The organism is Nocardioides epinepheli (genome assembly GCF_037936805.1).
In the GTDB taxonomy this organism is placed as follows: Bacteria; Actinomycetota; Actinomycetes; order Propionibacteriales; family Nocardioidaceae; genus Nocardioides.
Map to the genome: position 1 here is coordinate 110540 of NZ_JBBMMC010000001.1, position 16121 is coordinate 126660.

At 71.4% G+C, this 16121-nt stretch carries 17 protein-coding genes; 8 read left to right on the top strand and 9 right to left on the bottom strand.

What is annotated here, in order from left to right; all coding sequences use genetic code 11:
* Positions 1-132: 132 nt before the first annotated feature.
* Positions 133-288, top strand: a complete 156-nt coding sequence (locus WMR31_RS00495; RefSeq protein WP_340536803.1) for a hypothetical protein — start codon at positions 133-135, stop codon at positions 286-288.
* A 354-nt stretch (positions 289-642) separates the two neighbouring features.
* On the opposite strand, the gene WMR31_RS00500 is transcribed toward WMR31_RS00495, so the two are convergent.
* Positions 643-990 (bottom strand): LysM peptidoglycan-binding domain-containing protein, encoded by a 348-nt coding sequence (locus WMR31_RS00500; protein WP_340536804.1) that lies wholly within the window; start codon positions 988-990, stop codon positions 643-645.
* 255 nt (positions 991-1245) lie between these two features.
* Here WMR31_RS00500 and lexA point away from each other — a divergent pair, with 255 nt between their 5' ends.
* A complete protein-coding gene (gene lexA / locus WMR31_RS00505) occupies positions 1246-1986 on the top strand; it encodes a transcriptional repressor LexA (RefSeq protein WP_340536805.1) in 741 nt (246 codons plus the stop codon).
* Between the two features lie 101 nt (positions 1987-2087).
* Complete coding sequence (locus tag WMR31_RS00510; protein ID WP_340536806.1) at positions 2088-3680, top strand: MXAN_6640 family putative metalloprotease; 1593 nt, start codon at positions 2088-2090, stop codon at positions 3678-3680.
* An 81-nt stretch (positions 3681-3761) separates the two neighbouring features.
* Here the strand turns inward: WMR31_RS00510 and WMR31_RS00515 are convergent, their stop codons facing one another.
* Positions 3762-5741: an ATP-dependent DNA helicase gene (locus WMR31_RS00515; protein ID WP_340536807.1), complete on the bottom strand. Its 1980-nt coding sequence runs from the start codon at positions 5739-5741 to the stop codon at positions 3762-3764.
* Positions 5742-5824: 83 nt separating this feature from the next.
* On the opposite strand from WMR31_RS00515, the gene WMR31_RS00520 reads away from it, so the two are divergent.
* Entirely contained in the window at positions 5825-6151 is a 327-nt protein-coding gene (locus WMR31_RS00520; protein WP_340536808.1) for a hypothetical protein, read from the top strand.
* 34 nt (positions 6152-6185) lie between these two features.
* Here the strand turns inward: WMR31_RS00520 and hflX are convergent, their stop codons facing one another.
* Positions 6186-7703, bottom strand: a complete 1518-nt coding sequence (hflX, locus tag WMR31_RS00525; RefSeq protein WP_340536809.1) for a GTPase HflX — start codon at positions 7701-7703, stop codon at positions 6186-6188.
* A 217-nt stretch (positions 7704-7920) separates the two neighbouring features.
* On the opposite strand from hflX, the gene WMR31_RS00530 reads away from it, so the two are divergent.
* Together WMR31_RS00530 and WMR31_RS00535 are read left to right on the top strand one after the other, a co-directional pair.
* On the top strand, positions 7921-8310 hold the full coding sequence (locus tag WMR31_RS00530; protein ID WP_340536810.1) for a hypothetical protein: 390 nt from the start codon (positions 7921-7923) through the stop codon (positions 8308-8310).
* On the top strand, positions 8310-8951 hold the full coding sequence (locus tag WMR31_RS00535) for a vWA domain-containing protein (protein ID WP_340536811.1): 642 nt from the start codon (positions 8310-8312) through the stop codon (positions 8949-8951). The genes WMR31_RS00530 and WMR31_RS00535 overlap by 1 nt, the downstream gene beginning before the upstream one ends.
* 19 nt (positions 8952-8970) lie before the next feature.
* On the opposite strand, the gene WMR31_RS00540 is transcribed toward WMR31_RS00535, so the two are convergent.
* From WMR31_RS00540 to WMR31_RS00555, 4 genes are read right to left on the bottom strand one after another with little or no spacing between them, the layout of a single operon-like run.
* Complete coding sequence (locus WMR31_RS00540; protein ID WP_340536812.1) at positions 8971-9747, bottom strand: SDR family NAD(P)-dependent oxidoreductase; 777 nt, start codon at positions 9745-9747, stop codon at positions 8971-8973.
* Between the two features lie 42 nt (positions 9748-9789).
* Complete coding sequence (dapF, locus tag WMR31_RS00545) at positions 9790-10620, bottom strand: diaminopimelate epimerase (RefSeq protein ID WP_340536813.1); 831 nt, start codon at positions 10618-10620, stop codon at positions 9790-9792.
* Positions 10617-11273: a pyridoxamine 5'-phosphate oxidase family protein gene (locus tag WMR31_RS00550; protein WP_340536814.1), complete on the bottom strand. Its 657-nt coding sequence runs from the start codon at positions 11271-11273 to the stop codon at positions 10617-10619. The genes dapF and WMR31_RS00550 overlap by 4 nt, the downstream gene beginning before the upstream one ends.
* Positions 11274-11317: 44 nt before the next feature.
* The gene (locus WMR31_RS00555; RefSeq protein ID WP_340536815.1) at positions 11318-12127 is read right to left on the bottom strand and encodes an SDR family NAD(P)-dependent oxidoreductase; all 810 of its coding nucleotides are present in this window, start codon (positions 12125-12127) and stop codon (positions 11318-11320) included.
* An 82-nt stretch (positions 12128-12209) separates the two neighbouring features.
* Between WMR31_RS00555 and WMR31_RS00560 the strand changes: the two genes are divergently transcribed.
* On the top strand, positions 12210-13757 hold the full coding sequence (locus WMR31_RS00560) for a M20/M25/M40 family metallo-hydrolase (RefSeq protein WP_340536816.1): 1548 nt from the start codon (positions 12210-12212) through the stop codon (positions 13755-13757).
* A gap of 39 nt (positions 13758-13796) precedes the next feature.
* On the opposite strand, the gene WMR31_RS00565 is transcribed toward WMR31_RS00560, so the two are convergent.
* Entirely contained in the window at positions 13797-14744 is a 948-nt protein-coding gene (locus tag WMR31_RS00565; protein WP_340536817.1) for a helix-turn-helix domain-containing protein, read from the bottom strand.
* Positions 14745-14771: 27 nt separating this feature from the next.
* Positions 14772-15704, bottom strand: a complete 933-nt coding sequence (gene miaA / locus WMR31_RS00570; RefSeq protein ID WP_340536818.1) for a tRNA (adenosine(37)-N6)-dimethylallyltransferase MiaA — start codon at positions 15702-15704, stop codon at positions 14772-14774.
* Between the two features lie 213 nt (positions 15705-15917).
* Between miaA and WMR31_RS00575 the strand changes: the two genes are divergently transcribed.
* Entirely contained in the window at positions 15918-16121 is a 204-nt protein-coding gene (locus tag WMR31_RS00575; protein ID WP_340536819.1) for an antitoxin, read from the top strand.

Below are 16121 nucleotides of genomic sequence, written 5' to 3' on the forward strand. Positions count from 1 at the left end.
ATCAGCGCCGCCGCCCAGCGCGAGGGCAGGTGGGTTCGCTTCGCCGGCTGCGCCTGCGGCTGGACGACCGCGGTCGGCGGCCGTTCGGCGGCCGCGACCGCCAAGTCCGCGCGCGCCGAGCATCTGGAGCACGTGAACCTCCAGACCGGACGCAGCCCCTGGCGCGACTACGTGGTGCTCGCCGGCCTGGTACTGCTCGTGGTCGCGGTCGTACTGACCCTCGCCGCGCTCGCCATCAGCGCCGGAGGCGGAGACCCGACCGACCTGGGCTCGATCATCGGCGGGTGACCGAGCAGTCGGAGGTCGAGCAGACGCCGGCAGGCACGGGTGCCGGGCTTTCGTCGTCGCTCGCGGTACAGAACAGTTGGCGCTCGCTTGCTCAACCTCCGGCCGCAGGAACTGCGGCGAAGCCGCCGGAGGTTGAGCAAGCCGGGAGGGCGAGGAACGAGCCCGACCGGCGCAGACGAAACCTCGCGACCGACCTCGAAACGCCGGCAAGGTCGGTCCCGGGCACGTCGGAGGTGCCGAAAAAGAACGAACCGGAGGTGGAGCCGTCTTCCCGCGGCTCCACCTCCGGCCTCTTCCCCGTCCGCGTCCGCCGGGGTCGAAGCGGCGGACGACGTCTGGTTGGCCCGGGCCGCCTCAGCCGGCCGGGACGATCAGCTGCTGACCGGCGTCGAGAGTGACGTCGGGCAGGTCGTTGAGGTCGACGAGATAGCTCATCATCTCGCGGACGTCGTCACCCTCGGCCACGTCGGAGGCGATGCTCCACAGCGTCTCGCCCGGCGCCACGACGACGGTCTCGGTGGCCTGCGGCTCGGCGGTGGCCATGGAGTTGCTCGCGAACACCACGCCGATCGCGAGCAGGACCAGGAACGCCAGCGCGAACAGCACGAGGCGGCCGCGCCGCGTGAGCCGGTAGACCGGCACATACTCCTCGCGGACGTCGGCCCTGTCGAGGGTGTCGAAGGTGTCGAGGGTGGTGCTCATCTGGTGCCTCCTGGGGAAGTGGGTGCGAACCGATGTCTAATGGCGACCACCGACACTCGGGCCGCACGTCGCGGCGGCCAAACCGATGGTTCGATCAGACATTCGATCGAACACCTGAGCGAGACTAGATCAGGTGTTCGAACAATGCAAGGCCTCGCTCGAACACGCGTTCATCCCTCGCCGGTCGTGCACCCTCCGACACGCCGTTCGAACACCTGTTTGAACTCCGCCTCGATCGGTGGCACGCTGGCCGACATGCCTCGCACCCCCAAGAACTCGCCGGACAACCCGTCGAAGGTCGCCGAGCTTCCCGACGGTCCGGCCGACGCCACCGGCCTGACTCCGCGCCAGCAGCGCGTCCTGGCGACCATCAAGGACAGCATCGAGCGGCGCGGCTACCCACCGAGCATGCGCGAGATCGGGGAGTCCGTGGGGCTGCTGAGCACCTCGAGCGTCGCCCACCAGCTGCGCACCCTGGAGCAGAAGGGGTTCATCAAGCGCGACCCCAACCGTCCCCGCGCCCTGGAGGTCTTCCTTCCCGAGGTCATGGCTGCCCGACGTTCGCTCGGCGCGGCGGAGGAGAGCTCGTTCGACGAGACCGGGATCGGCGACGCGGCCACCCCGCCCACCCATGTTCCGCTGCTCGGCCGGATCGCGGCGGGTGGGCCGATCCTCGCCGAGGAGACCTACGACGACGTCTTCCCGCTCCCGCGCCAGCTCGTGGGTGACGGTCAGCTGTTCATGCTCGAGGTCTCGGGCGAGTCGATGATCGAGGCGGCGATCTGCGACGGCGACTACGTCGTGGTCCGCCAGGCACAGACCGCGGAGAACGGCGAGATCGTGGCCGCCCTCCTCGACGGAGAGGCCACGGTCAAGACCCTCCAGCGCAAGGACGGCGAGGTCTGGCTGCTCCCCCACAACCCGGCTTTCGAGCCGATCGACGGCAGTTCGGCGACCATCCTGGGCATCGTCACCGCCGTCCTGCGCAAGGTCTGAGACCTCCGGGGAGGATGCGGGTCCGGCTCGACGGCCGGGCGCGCGGCACGATGTCGGCACCGGGAGTTACGGTGTGGTCTCCCTATCTGATCGGAGCCCTGATGCGCGTGCGCATTCATCCCCTCCCCTTGACCCGGCTACGGGCTGTTCGCGGGCTGGTAGCCCTCGGCGCCGTCGGCGCCCTGGTTCTCGGCATGCTCGCGGCCTTCGCCGGCCCGAGCGCCTCGGCCCGCGTCGCCGATCCCGGCAAGGCGCCCGCCGCCGGCGGCGAGCGCCGGGCAGCGACCGACGCACTGCGCGAGGCGCAGGAGATCCGCACCGACGGCGCGGCCGGCCGCGACGCGACCATGGCGTTGCGCGATCTGTTCGCCACCCGCGACGCGCTCACCGGCGCCGAGCGCGAGGCGGCCGACCGGATCCTGGCCCGTCCCACCAGCCCGGGCGGCGACGGCTACCTCAACTACGGCAACGTCGATGAGGCCCCGCCGGTCTGCAACGCCACCTTGTGCGTCCATTACGTCACCGAAGGCGCCAACGCCTCCACGCCTGCCCAGGTCAACGAGACGCTGACCACGCTGTCCGACGTCCACAACAACTTCATCGCCTCGGGCTACCGCGCGCCGAAGGCCGACGGCAACCGTGGCGGCAACAGCAAGATCGACGTCTACCTCGGCAACATCGGGAACCTCGGCATCTACGGCTACTGCACCTCCGACGACCCGAACAAGAGCACCTCCCGCTACGACCGCTGGGCCTACTGCGCGCTCGACAACGACTTCAGTGCCGAGGAGTTCCCGACCAACACGCCGTTGGAGAACCGCCAGGTCACCGCGGCGCACGAGTACTTTCACGCGATCCAGTTCGCCTACGACGCCTACGAGGACGCCTGGCTGATGGAGGCCACCGCGGCCTGGGTCGAGGACGAGCTCTACGACAACGTCGACGACAACCTGCAGTACCTGCGCACCAGCCAGATGCGCAACCCCGGCATCCCGTTGGACACCTTCAACCCGAGCACCGGCTTCCACTACGGCACCTGGAGCTTCTTCCGGTTCCTCACCGAGAAGTACCGGGGCAAGAAGGGTGTGCTGCCGAAGCTGGTGCTCGACATCTGGAAGAAGGCTGACTCCACGCCAGGTGCGCCCGACATGTACTCCTGGCAGGCCGTCAACGCGGTGCTGAAGAAGAAGAAGACCACCGGCGCAGCGATGCTCGGCGCCTACGCCGTCGCGAACCGCCGTCCGGCCAAGGCCTACGACGAGGGCCGGGCCAACAAGTACCCGACCGCGCCCGCCAAGCGGATCAAGCTGGCCAAGGGCAAGACCCGCGGCCACCAGGCCACGCTCAACCACCTGACCACCCGCACGGTCGTCGTCCAGCCCAAGGGCAAGATGGGCAAGAAGGCCAAGGTCCGCCTGAAGTTCAACCTCAGCCGGAAGGCCACCGGCGCCTACGCGCTGGTCACCACGACGGCCAAGTCCGGCAAGGTCCGCACCGTCCGTGTCAAGCTGAACCGTCAGGGCGACGGAGTTCGCGTCGTGCCGTTCAACAACAAGGTCAAGAAGCTCGAGGTCACCCTCGTCAACGGCAGCGGCCGGTTCAAGTGCTGGCAGCGCACGGGCTTCTCCTGCCAGGGCACGCCGCTCGACAACCGTCTCGTCCAGCGGTTCACCGCCACCGCCCTGCGCCGCTGACCGAGGTCTCGCGCACGGCATCCCGGATGCCCGTCTCACCTCACAGAGGTGGGGCGGGCATCCGCCGCATTTCGGCCCGGTTCAGCCGGCGTCGGCCGCGAGTCGGGCCAGTGCCTTGCGGACGACGGCCGGGTCGGTCGTCGTCCACATGGGCGGCAGGCTCGCCTTGAGGAAGCTGCCGTAGCGGGCAGTCGCCAGTCGAGGGTCGAGGACGGCGACGACGCCGCGGTCGGTGGTGGTGCGGATCAACCGTCCCGCCCCCTGGGCGAGGAGCAGCGCGGCATGGGTGGCCGCCACCTGCATGAACCCGTTGCCGCCGGCCCGGTCGGCGGCCTTCTGCCTGGCGCTCATCAGCGGGTCGTCGGGCCGCGGGAACGGGATCCGGTCGATCAGCACGAGCTGACAGGTGTCGCCCGGGACGTCGAGGCCCTGCCACAGGCTCAGGGTGCCGAACAGGCAGGTGTGCGGATCGCCGACGAACTGGGCGGCCAGCTCGGGCAGCTGCGCCTCACCCTGCGCCAGGGTGGTCAGGTGGGGCAGGCGGGTGCGCACCTCCTCGGCGGCGGCCTCGGCCGCCCGACGGCTGGAGAACAGCCCGAGCGTGCGGCCCTCGGCGGCGTCGACGAGCTCGACGATCTCGTCGAACTGGACCTTGGTCAGCCCGTCGCGCCCCGGGGCGGGCAGGTGGCGGGCGACGTAGAGGATGGCTTGGCGGCCGTAGTCGAACGGGGAGCCTACGTCGAGGCCGACCCACGGCAGCACGTCCTCGGTGCGCTCGGGACCGCTCGCGGCCCGTTCGGAGCGTTCGGTGGGCTTGAGCCCGACGCTGGTGGCGACCGAGGAGAAGTCGCCGCCGAGCATGAGGGTCGCCGAGGTCATCACGACCGTCTTGTCGGTGAGCAGCTTGTCCCTCATCGGCGCCCACACCTCCAGCGGCGCGACGCACAGCCGCGGCGGCATCCGGTCCCCGCCCTCGGTGAGCCAGAGGACGTCGTCGGCGGACCCGGCGGCCATCCGCTCGGCGGTGACGAACACCTCCTGCACCGAGCCCCGCGCCTGGGTGAGGCCGGCGTCGGCGTCGTCACCCGGCTTGGTCTTGGGATAGGCCGACAGACAGGCGCGGGCGGCGTCACGGACCAGTGCGAGCGCGTCGGCGAGGTCCTCGGGCATCGCGTCGAACCGTCCCGGACGCGCCTCGCCCATGGCGTCGCGCAGGGCGTCGGCGGCGTCGGTGAGGTCGTCGGCCTCGGTGCCCTCGACGTGCCGCTGGGAGCGGCGGGCCGCCCGCTCGACGTCGGCGGCACCGAGCTCGTCGGTGGCGGCCTGGGTGACTCGCGCGACGAGCTCGTGCGCCTCGTCGATCACCGCGACGTCGTAGTCGGGGATCATCGGCACGCCTTCGATGGCGTCGATCGCGAGCAGCGAGTGGTTGGTGATGATCAGGTGCGAGCGGTGCGCCTTCTCCCGGGCCAGCTCGGCAAAGCACTCCTGCCCGAACGGACAACGCTGGGCGCCGAGGCAGTCGCGGTGGCCCACGCTGACCTGGCGCCACTCCCGGTCGGTGTGCCGCGGGGCGCTGTCGCGCTCCCCCGAGCCCTTGGACTCCGCCTGCTTCTCGGCCCACTCGCGTAGCTCGAGCACCTTGCTGGCCATCGAGCCCTGCGGGACGTCGACCAGCACGCCCTGGTCGTCGGGCACCCCCTCGCGGATGCGGTGCAGGCAGGCGTAGTTGGACCGGCCCTTGAGCACGGCGTAGGAGGTGTCGAGCCCGGCGACGTCGTCGACGGCTTCGACGAGCCGCGGCAGGTCGCGCTCGACGAGCTGGTGCTGGAGCGCGAGGGTCGCGGTGGCCACCACGACCCGCTTGTCGTGTACAAGTGCGGGCACGAGGTAGGCCAGCGACTTGCCGGTGCCGGTGCCGGCCTGCACGAGTAGGTGGCGCTCGTCGGCGAAGGCCGACGAGACCGCCTCGGCCATGACCACCTGGCCCTCGCGCTCCGCGCCGCCAAGGGCCTCGACCGCCACGCCGAGGACGTCGCGGACGGCAGGCTTCGTGGACACCAGAGCACCCTAACGACGTCGACGGCCCACCCGGCCCACCACCACCGCGCGCCTGTGGACAACCCGCATGACAGCCTGGTGGCGTGTCAGCGATCAGGGTGCGGGACTTCTGGCGCAGCGCCCACGCCGACTCCCACGCGGGCTTCCGGTTCGTCGTCGGCATGTGCGTCTTCTGGTTCGGGCCGCTGCTGTTCGGCGCGATGGGACTGATGACGCGGCCCCAGCGCTGGGCGATCGTGGCGTGGGCGGCCGTGGCGGCGCTCGGCTGGTTGGCGGCATGGGCCGTCATGCTCGGCCGGCACTTCCGGGCCCGTCCGGGCGAGGTCGTCGACCTCACACCGACCGCGCCGCTCCTGCTGCCGGCGGGCCTCATGGTCGGCGGGATCGTCGGCTGCCTGCTGTCGTTCTGAGCCGGTGGCCGGGCTGAGCGAACGGGCCCGCCGGTCAGACGGCGTAGGCGGCCAGCTCGTTCGCGAGGTCCGCGTTCGCCCGGCCTCGGACCCGGGTGCCCTCACCGGTGTGCTCGAGCTCCTCGATCTCCCCGTGCTGGTGCAGCCAGTTGACCAGGTCGCCGCGCTCGTAGGGCAGCAGCACGTCGAACTCGACGCCGGGCCTGGGCAGGTCGGCCTCGATGAGCGCGAGTGCCTCCTCGATCCCCTCGCCGGTGCGGGCGCTGACCACGACCGAGTGCGGCTCGTGCTGACGCAGGCGGGCGAGCACGAGCGGGTCGGCGGCGTCGGCCTTGTTGATGACGACGATCTCGGGGACGTCGGCGGCCTCGATGTCGGCGAGCACCCCGCGCACCGCGGACAGCTGGCCCTCGGGGTCGGGGTGCGACCCGTCGACGACGTGGACGATCAGGTCGGAGTCGGCCACCTCCTCCAGCGTCGAGCGGAACGCCTCGATGAGCTGGTGGGGAAGGTGCCGCACGAAGCCGACGGTGTCGCTCATCGTGTAGACGCGGCCGTCGGCGGTGGTGGTGCGCCGGGTGGTGGGGTCGAGGGTGGCGAACAGTGCGTCCTCGACCAGGACGCCGGCGCCGGTGAGCCGGTTGAGCAGCGAGGACTTGCCGGCGTTGGTGTAGCCGGCGATCGCGACGCTGGGGATCTGGTGGCGGTTGCGGTCGGCCCGCTTGGTGTCGCGGGTGCCCTTCATGTGCTTGAGCTCGCGACGCAGCTTGGCGATCTTGTCGTTGATCCGTCGCCGGTCGGTCTCGATCTTGGTCTCACCGGGGCCGCGACCGCCGATGCCGCCGCCGTCGGCGCCGACCCGGCCACCGGCCTGGCGCGACAGGTTGCCGCCCCAGCCGCGCAGCCGCTGCTTCATGTACTGCAGCTGGGCCAGCTCGACCTGCGCCTGGCCCTCGCGGGACTTGGCGTGCTGGGCGAAGATGTCGAGGATCAGGGCGGTGCGGTCGACGACCTTCACCTTGACCCGGTCCTCGAGGTTGCGCAGCTGGCTGGGCGCGAGCTCGCCGTCGCAGATCACGGTGTCGGCGCCGGTGGCCGCCACGATCTCGGCCAGCCCCTCGACCTTGCCGCGGCCGATGTAGGTGGCCGGGTCCGGCGTCTGACGGCGCTGGTAGATCGCCTCCAGCACCTCCGACCCGGCGGTCTCGGCGAGCAGGGCGAGCTCGGCCATGGAGTTCTCGGCGTCCTCGACGGTGCCGTCGGTCCACACGCCCACGAGCACGACGCGCTCCAGGCGGAGCTGGCGGTACTCGACCTCGGTGATGTCCTCGAGCTCGGTGCGCAGGCTCGCGACGCGCCGCAGCTGGTGGCGCTCGGCGAGCTCCATCGCCCCGACGGTGGGATCGTCCTCGGGGTCGGGCTGGTCGGCGTATCCCGAGACGAAGTCGTCGACGGGGGCTTGGTCGTCGCTCTCGAGCCGGTCGGCGTCGTCCCAGTCGGCGGTCTCGTCGAGCTCGGCGTCGAGGGTGAAGTCAGGTGCGTGGTTCGTCATATGTCCTTCAGCGTAGGTCAGCATCCTCACCCTCACTAACCAATTTCGGGCCCGCTCTCATCCCTGGTGGGGCTCCGGCGTCGGGATAGTCCCGGCCGTTTGGGTCCTTTTCCGGGGGCTCTGGCAACCCGTTCGGCCGGGACTATCGCAAAAGTCCGCAGCAACTCCGAACCCGCACTACTTGCGTATCCGCACTTACTGCGGCAATCTGGAGGGCATGACGAGACAGCGACGCGACTTCGCCGGCGTCTATGCCGCGCTCGACGAGGCGGTCGGGCTGCGGGCCGAGGAGGCGCTCCCCCACCTGCGGATGGCGGCCGAGCGACTGACCGAGCTCATCGACGAGACCATGGCCGCCGCCGTCGTCGAGGGCGGGACCTCGCTGCGGGCGGCCGGCCAGCGCGCCGGGCTCTCCGAGAACGCCGTCGGCCCGCGCCTGGCTCGCACCGCCGCGCTCGCGCCCTACGCCAACGACGAGGGCCGGGTCACCGCCGCGGCCGTCGAACGGGCTCGCTACGACGCCGAGACCGGCACCACTCCTCCGGCGAGGCCGGCCGCAGCACCCCTGCGGTTCAAGGCCCGCCGGCCCACGAAGGGAAGCACCTGATGACCGACCAGACCCTCACCCACGTCTACTTCCTGCTCGACCGCAGCGGGTCGATGCAGTCGATCAAGACCGACACCGAGGGCGGGTTCGCCGCCTTCCTCGACGAGCAGCGCGCGGCGCCGGGCAGCTGCCGGGTCACCCTGGCCCAGTTCGACAACGTCTACGAGGAGGTCTACCGCGACCTCGACGTCGCCGACGTCCCGCCGCTCGCGCTGGTCCCGCGCGGCAGCACCGCGCTGCTCGATGCGATCGGCCGTCTGGTCACCGACGCCGGCGCGCGCCTGGCCGCACTCCCCGAGGACCAGCGCCCCGGCACCGTCATCGTCGCGATCATGACCGACGGCCTGGAGAACGCCAGCCAGGAGTGGACCCACCCGGCGATCAAGGCGCTGGTCGAGCAGCAGTCGAACGACTACGCGTGGCAGTTCATGTACATGGGCGCCGACCAGGACGCCGTCGAGGTCGGCACGTCGCTCGGCGTCTCGGCCGACCACTCCCTCACCTACGGCCGCGGCCGCAGCCGCGAGGCGATGACGAAGAACGGCGAGAAGATCCGCGCGATGCGGGCGGCGCGGATGACCGACGCCTCCGCGCCGCTCCCGGCGTTCACCGCCGAGGAGCGCCGCGACCTGGCCGAGTGAGCGCCCCGACTACTCCCGACTACTTCGGTGGCATCCGGATGCCGCCGTCGAGTCGGACGGTCTCGCCGTTCATGTAGGAGTTGGTGAGGCACTCGACCACCATCGAGGCCAGCTCGTCGGGCACGCCGAGGCGCTTGGGGAACAGCACGCTCTCGCCCAGCTTGGCCTTGAACGCCTCGGCCTCCTCGCCCTCGCCGTAGATGGGGGTGTCGATGAGGCCGGGGGCCACGGTGTTGAGGCGGATGCCGGACGCCGACAGGTCGCGCGCCACCGGCAGCGTCATCCCGACGACGCCGCCCTTGGACGAGGCGTAGGCCGCCTGGCCGATCTGTCCGTCGAAGGCGGCCACGCTGGCCAGGTTGACGATCGCGCCTCGGCAGCCGTCGGCGTCGGGCTCGTTGCGGCTCATCACGGTGGCCGCCTGGCGCACCATGTCGAAGGTGCCGATCAGGTTGATCCCGACCACCTTGGCGAAGAAGTCGAGCGCGTGCGCCGACTCGATCTGGCCGTCGCGCCCGATGGTGCGCTGCGCGCCGCCGATGCCGGCGGAGTTGACCACCGCGCGCAGCGGTGCGATGTCGGCCGCCGCCTCGACCGCGGCGGTGATCTGCTCGGTCTGCGTGACGTCGACCAGCGCGAAGACGCCCTTGATCTCCTCGGCCAGCGCCTCCCCCTTCTCGGCCTGGACGTCGGCGACGACGACCGTGCACCCGAGGGCGGCGAGCTGGCGAGCGGCAGCGGCACCGATGCCCGAGGCCGCTCCCGTGACGATGGCAGAAGATCCGTTGAGGTCCATGTCCGGAGCATAGGACGACGGCGCCGCGTCACGACTCCTGGTTCAAAGAGCGGTGGCCCCACGCGCCACGAGAACCGCCGGGCCGGTCATGACGACGCGGCCCTCCGCCGTCCAGCGGACCGTGACGACGCCGCCGGGCTGCTCGACCGCCAGGTCGAGGTCCCGGTCGAGACCGAACGCCTCGGTGGCGGCCACGGCGACGGCGCAGGCCCCGGTGCCGCACGCCTGGGTCTCCCCCGACCCCCGCTCGTGCACGCGCATCGCGAGCTCGGCCGGACCGCGGCGCACCACGAACTCGACGTTGACGCCGCGGGGGTAGGTCCCCTCGTCGTGGACCGGGGGCTCCCGCAACGGCCCGGCCTCCGCGAGGTCGTCGACGAAGGCGACCGCGTGCGGGTTGCCCATGTCGACATGGGTGGCGCTCCACTCGTGCTCGCCGACGCGCACCGCGGTGGCGCCGAGTAGCTGCGGGACGCCCATGTCGACGCTGACCTCGCCATCGGGTCGCCCGTCCTCGAACCAGACGCGCTTGATGCCGGCGCGGGTGTCGACGTCGAGCGGGAGCGCGGGATCGATGAGGCCCTCGGTCGCCAGATACCGGGCGAAGACGCGGACGCCGTTGCCGCACATCTCGGCGATCGAGCCGTCGGCGTTGCGGTAGTCCATGAACCACAGGCCCGCCCCCGCGCCGGAGCCGTCGGGGCGCCGGACGACGCGCAGCACGCCGTCGCCGCCGATGCCGCCACGCCGGTCGCACAACGCGCGCAAGGTCTGCTCGGACAGGTCCGTGTGCCGGCTGCCGTCGTGATCGGGAAGCAGGACGAAGTCGTTGTGGGTGCCGTGCCCCTTGAGGAAGGGGTACTCGGGAGTCATGTCGTGTACAGGCGCTTCTCGTAGTTGCCCGGGTCGTAGTACTCGTCGAGCTCGGCGAGGTCGGCCCCGGCACGCTCGACCCGGGAGGCCACCACCGCGCGCCGCGGGACGCGGGCCTCGGGGTCCCACGTCTCGGGGTCCCACAGCTTCGAGCGGAGGAAGGCCTTGCCACAGTGGAAGAAGATCTCCTCGATCTCCACCACCAGCGCCAGGATCGGGCGATGGCCCTTGACGATCATCTCGTCGAAGAACGGCGCCTCGGTGACCAGCCGGGCGCGACCGTTGATCCGCAGCGTGTCGGTACGCCCCGGGATGAGGAAGTTGAGGCCGACGTGGGGGTTGACCACGACGTTGCGGTAGCCGTCGACCCGCCGGTTGCCGGGCCGCTCGGCGATCGCGATCGTGCGGTCGTCGATCACGTGCACCAGCGAGCCCGCGGGGTCGCCCTTGGGCGAGGCGTCGCACCGGCCCTCGGCGTCGGCGGTCGCGAGCACGCAGAACGGTGTGGCGGCGAGCCAGTCGCGGTCGACGTCGAGCAGCGCCGGGCGAACCTTGTCCTTGACCATCTGCGTCGGCTCGCCCACCAGCGCCGTGAGCTCGTCGAGGGTGTCGATCTCGGCCCATCCGGTGCGCGGCGCGTCAGTGGTGGTCACGCGCACACGGTACTCGGGCGGTGGCCCCCGGTTCCGGGGAGCGGTCAGGACAGGCCTGGGTGCTTGCGGCGCAGCACCGGGAGCAGCAGGGAGCGCGGGGTCACCTGGGCGAGCGCGGCTCCGACACGATTGGCGGCGCCTGGGATCACGACCAGGCGACCGCGGTCGAGCCCGTCGACGGCAGCCCGCGCCACGTCTGCGGCCGCGACCCAAAGGACCGCCGGGAGCGCGGCCTGGGCGTCGCCGTCCGCGAAGCCCGCGCGTTGCCCGAACTTCGTCTCGACGGGCCCCGGGCACAGCGCCGTGACCGTGACGCCGGACCCGGCCAGCTCGGCGGCCAGGCTCTGGGTGTAGCTGAGCACGAAGGCCTTCGCCGCGGCATAACCGGCCTGCCCGGGCAGCGGCTGGAAGGCCGCGGTGGAGGCGACGTTGAGGATGGCGCCCCTGCCGCGCTCGACCATCCCCGGGGCGAACCGGGAGCAGAGGTCGGCCACCGCGACGACGTCGAGCTCGAGCATCGAGACCTCGGCGTCCGGATCGGAGCCGGCGACCGGCCCCAGGGTGGAGAGGCCGGCGTTGTTGATGAGGATGTCGGGGTTCAGGCCCTTGCCCTCGACGGCGCCGAGCAGGCCCGCCCGGGTCTGGCGATCGGTGAGGTCGGCCGCGACGACGTCGGCCCGTACGCCGTCGGTGCGCAACTGCGCGGCGAGCTCCTCCAGCGGCGCGACCGAGCGCGCCACCAGCGTGACGTTGTGCCCGCGACGGGCCAGCTCGCGGGCGATCTGCGCCCCGATCCCTGAGGAGGCGCCGGTGACGACGGCGGTGCGATCCGGAGCCGGCGCGGGGAGAGTCATGGCGAGAGCCTATGGCGCTCCGGGGTAGGCATCGGGGAGGGTGTAGCCGTCAGTCGCACGTCACAACTCGGGAGGATTGCCCATGCGCGCTTCGAGAAGTCGCATCCGTTCACTCGCCGTCGCCGCCACCGCACTCGGTGTGGCCGCCGCGCTCACCGCCACCTCGATGCCGTCGGCGGGCTCGGCCACGGCGGCCCCGGTCGCGCACAAGCCCGCCAAGGCTCCGGTGATCGACAAGGACAGCACCAAGCTCCGGCAGCTGGTGAAGACCCAGACCATCCTCGATCACCTCGACCAGTTCCAGATCGTGGCCGACCGCTACGGCGACCGCGCGGCAGGCCACCAGGGCTACGCGGCGTCCTCGCGCTACGTCGAGCACGTGCTGCGCGAGGCCGGCTACACCCCGCGCCGCCAGTACTTCGACTTCACCTACACCCGGGTCCTGACCAACGACTTCACCGCCGGCGGCGAGGCGATCGAGAATCACGTGTTCTCGGGCTCGCCCGGCACGCCCGAGGGTGGCGTGAGCGCGGACCTGGTCGCGCCCGCAGACCCGCAGGGCTGCGCCGCCGCCACCTGGGACGGCATCGACGCCGCCGGCAAGATCGCCCTGGTCCACCGCGGCGGATGCAACTTCTCGGTCAAGTCCCGCGTGGCGAAGGCTGCGGGGGCCGACGCCGTCATCATCTGGAACAACGCGCCCGGCGCGCTGGTCGGCGGCTCGCTCGGCGACACGACCCCGGATCTGGCTCCGACGACCAGCATCTCCCAGGAGGACGGGCAGGCCCTGGTCGCGGCGATGGCGAGCGGCCCGGTTGCGGCGACCCTCGATCTCGACATCCTCGTCGAGCAGCGCCGCACCTGGAACGTGATCGCCGAGACCCGCAAGGGGCGCGCGGACAACGTGGTGATGGCCGGCGCCCACCTCGACGGCGTCCAGGACGGGCCCGGCATCAACGACAACGGCTCGGGCAGCGCGACGCTGCTGGAGGTCGCGGTCCAGCTGAAGAAGATGGAGGGCAAGCTGAAGAACCGCGTGCGCTTCGCCTGGTGGGGCGCCGAGGAGCTCGGCCTGCTCGGCTCGGCCCACTACGTCAACGACCTGGTGCTGAACCGGCCCGAGGCCCTCGACGACATCGCGACCTACCTCAACTACGACATGGTCGGCTCCCCCAACTACCGCATCGGCGTCTACGACGCCGACGAGTCGACCTACGAGGCCAGCGCACCCGTGCCCGCCGGCTCGATCGAGACCGAGCGCGCCTACCGCGCGTACTTCAAGGCCATCGGCCAGCCGGTCGTCGACACTGCCTTCTCCGGACGCTCCGACTACCAGGCCTTCATCGAGAACGGCGTCGCCGCGGGCGGCCTGTTCAGTGGCGGCGACGGCATCAAGACCGAGGAGGAGGCGCGCCTGTTCGGGGGCACCGCCGGGCTCGACTACGACCCGAACTACCACTCCCCCGAGGACGACATCTCCAACATCAACCGGCGCTCGGTCTCGATCATGTCCGACGCCATCGCCCACCTCACCATCACCCTGGGCAAGTCCACGGCCTCCATCGACGTGCCCGGTGGGCGCACCACGAAGCGCCTGGTGCACCCGCGCTCGCCGGAGCCGCGCCGCTGACCCTCACTCGTCGCTGACCCGTCGGCTATAGCTGACGGGTCAGCGTCGGGTTCGCGGTGACCCGTCGGCTATAGCGGACGGGTCAGCGCGACGGCGTAGCCACTCGATGGGATCGCCGTGGTCGGTCGGGTGCCCGGTCGCGCGCAGCATCATGCGGACCAGCTGACGCCGGTGGGCCGCGAAGGTCACGTTGTGGGCCAGCACGCTGGCGAGCTGGAAGCTCTCCGGCGGCTCGCACAAGGCGTCGATCAGGCGGTCGCCCCAGGCGCCGCGCCGATCGACGTCGCGCCACGCGGCGAGCCAGCGGGGCGCGACGCGGTCATGGCGCCTGCGGAGGGACGCCGGATCGTCGGCCCCTCGTTCCGGGACGTCGGCGCCGTCGATCGAGGCCAGCCACATCTCCTTGGTCCACACCATGTGCTCCAGCACCTCGGCGATCGAGGCCTCCTCGCCGTCCCAGGTCAAGACCGCGTGGCCCGGGAAGTGCCTGCGCCGGTAGTCGGCCTCGGGGAGGGCCACGGCCGCGTCGATCAGGGCCCGGGTGTCATCGAGGTCGTGCTCGACCAGCTGCTGGGTCATCGGGTTCGCCGTCTGCTCGTGCGCGTCGACCCACAGCGACGTCGGCGGATGGAAGTGGATGCCATTGGGGGCCGGGAGCCAGTGCCCGCGCGGCTGGGGCGACGTCGCGCTGGGCGGGTGTCCGTACGCCCTCGCGAAGGCACGCGAGAAGCCCTCGACCGACTCGTAGCCCGCGGCGAACGCGACGTCGGTGACCGAGGTGCCCTGCGCCAGCTGCCAGGCGGCTCGCTCCAAGATGACGCGCCGGCGCATCGCGACCGGCGGCTCGCCGGCGTCCCGACGCAACTGACGGCTGAAGTGGAAGGGCGAGGAGTACGCGCCGTCGGCCATCTCGTTCAGCGTGTCGTGCTCCTCGTCGAGGACGGCGTCGAGCAGCTCGCGCAGACGGTCACGGCCGGGCTCCACCACACCCCCATCCTCGCGCGCGAACGGAGGTCAGACCCGACCGATCTTGCGCACTGCCGCGACAGCGCGGTCGACCCGGTCCTCGGCGTCGAACGGGATCCACACGATGCGCGGGTCCTTGCGCCACCAGGCCAGCTGCCGGCGCGCGAACTGCCGGGTCGCGATCACGGTGCGCTCGCGCGCCTCGGCGAGAGTCAGGTCGCCGGCGAAGTGGGCGATCACCTGCTGGTAGCCGATGGCGCGCGCGGCGGTGCGGCCCTCGGCCAGCCCCTCGTCGAGGAGGCGCTCGACCTCGGCGACCAGGCCGGCGTCGTACATCTGGGCCACCCGGCGCTCGATGCGCGCGTCGAGGGTGGGGCGGTCGATCTCGACGCCGATCTGCACCGTGCGCGGGTCGAGATAGGTGAGCTCGGGCAGCGTCGCGGTGAACGAGCGGCCGGTGAGCTCGCCGACCTCGAGGGCGCGGACGATCCGGCGCGCGTTGTCGGGCCGGATCGCGGCGGCCGCGGCGGGGTCGGTCTCGGCGAGGCGGGCATGCAGCGCGGCGGCCCCGACGGCGTCCAGCTCGGCCTCCCAGCGCGCCCGGACGGCGTCGTCGGTGCCCGGGAACTCGAACCGGTCGAGGATCGCGCGGGTGTAGAGCGCCGACCCGCCGACGAGTACCGGGACCGACCCGCGCCCGCGGATCCCGCCGATCGCCGCGCGCGCCCATTCCTGGAACTGCGCGACGGTCGCGGGATCGCGGACCGTGAGGGTGTCGAGCAGGTGGTGCGGGATGCCTCGGCGCTCGGTGGGTGGGAGCTTCGCCGTCCCGATGTCCATGCCCCGGTAGACCTGCATGGCGTCGGTGTTGACGATCTCGCCACCCAGCCGCTCGGCGAGGTCGAGCGACAGGCCCGTCTTGCCGGCCGCGGTCGGACCCACCAACGCCACGATCGGGAGCTCGGTCTGCGGACTCGACATCGTGCTGTGGGTCATCTCCCTGGCTCGCGGTGGTCGGCCGGTCGGGCATGTTACTGACCAATGTGACCTGTGGCCTGCGCTTGTAAGCGCAGGTTAGAGGTCACAACGGTCGGTAACATGCCTCACCCCCCGGCCACCAGCACCACCGCCCACTACGCTGGAAACCCCGCGGCTCCGCGACGGAGCCGGCCTCAGACAGCAGGAGTGGTTCTCATGGGATTCCTCGACGACGCGAAGAACAAGGTGGCCGACGCCGTCGACCAGCACGGCGACAAGATCGAGTCCGGCATCGACAAGACGGCCGACTTCGTCGACGACAAGACCGGCGGCAAGTTCTCCGACAAGATCGAGACCGGCACCGCGAAGGCCAAGGACGCCCTCGACAGTCTCGACGGCAAGAACGACGACCTGAGGTAG

What these genes read in the sequence shown, in the direction of transcription:
- WMR31_RS00500 (WP_340536804.1), bottom strand. Translation starts at nt 990, where the DNA reads ATGAGCACCACCCTCGACACCTTCGACACCCTCGACAGGGCCGACGTC.
- lexA (WP_340536805.1), top strand. Translation starts at nt 1,246, where the DNA reads ATGCCTCGCACCCCCAAGAACTCGCCGGACAACCCGTCGAAGGTCGCC.
- WMR31_RS00510 (WP_340536806.1), top strand. Translation starts at nt 2,088, where the DNA reads ATGCGCGTGCGCATTCATCCCCTCCCCTTGACCCGGCTACGGGCTGTT.
- hflX (WP_340536809.1), bottom strand. Translation starts at nt 7,703, where the DNA reads ATGACGAACCACGCACCTGACTTCACCCTCGACGCCGAGCTCGACGAG.
- WMR31_RS00530 (WP_340536810.1), top strand. Translation starts at nt 7,921, where the DNA reads ATGACGAGACAGCGACGCGACTTCGCCGGCGTCTATGCCGCGCTCGAC.
- WMR31_RS00535 (WP_340536811.1), top strand. Translation starts at nt 8,310, where the DNA reads ATGACCGACCAGACCCTCACCCACGTCTACTTCCTGCTCGACCGCAGC.
- WMR31_RS00540 (WP_340536812.1), bottom strand. Translation starts at nt 9,747, where the DNA reads ATGGACCTCAACGGATCTTCTGCCATCGTCACGGGAGCGGCCTCGGGC.
- dapF (WP_340536813.1), bottom strand. Translation starts at nt 10,620, where the DNA reads ATGACTCCCGAGTACCCCTTCCTCAAGGGGCACGGCACCCACAACGAC.
- WMR31_RS00555 (WP_340536815.1), bottom strand. Translation starts at nt 12,127, where the DNA reads ATGACTCTCCCCGCGCCGGCTCCGGATCGCACCGCCGTCGTCACCGGC.
- WMR31_RS00560 (WP_340536816.1), top strand. Translation starts at nt 12,210, where the DNA reads ATGCGCGCTTCGAGAAGTCGCATCCGTTCACTCGCCGTCGCCGCCACC.
- miaA (WP_340536818.1), bottom strand. Translation starts at nt 15,704, where the DNA reads ATGTCGAGTCCGCAGACCGAGCTCCCGATCGTGGCGTTGGTGGGTCCG.
- WMR31_RS00575 (WP_340536819.1), top strand. Translation starts at nt 15,918, where the DNA reads ATGGGATTCCTCGACGACGCGAAGAACAAGGTGGCCGACGCCGTCGAC.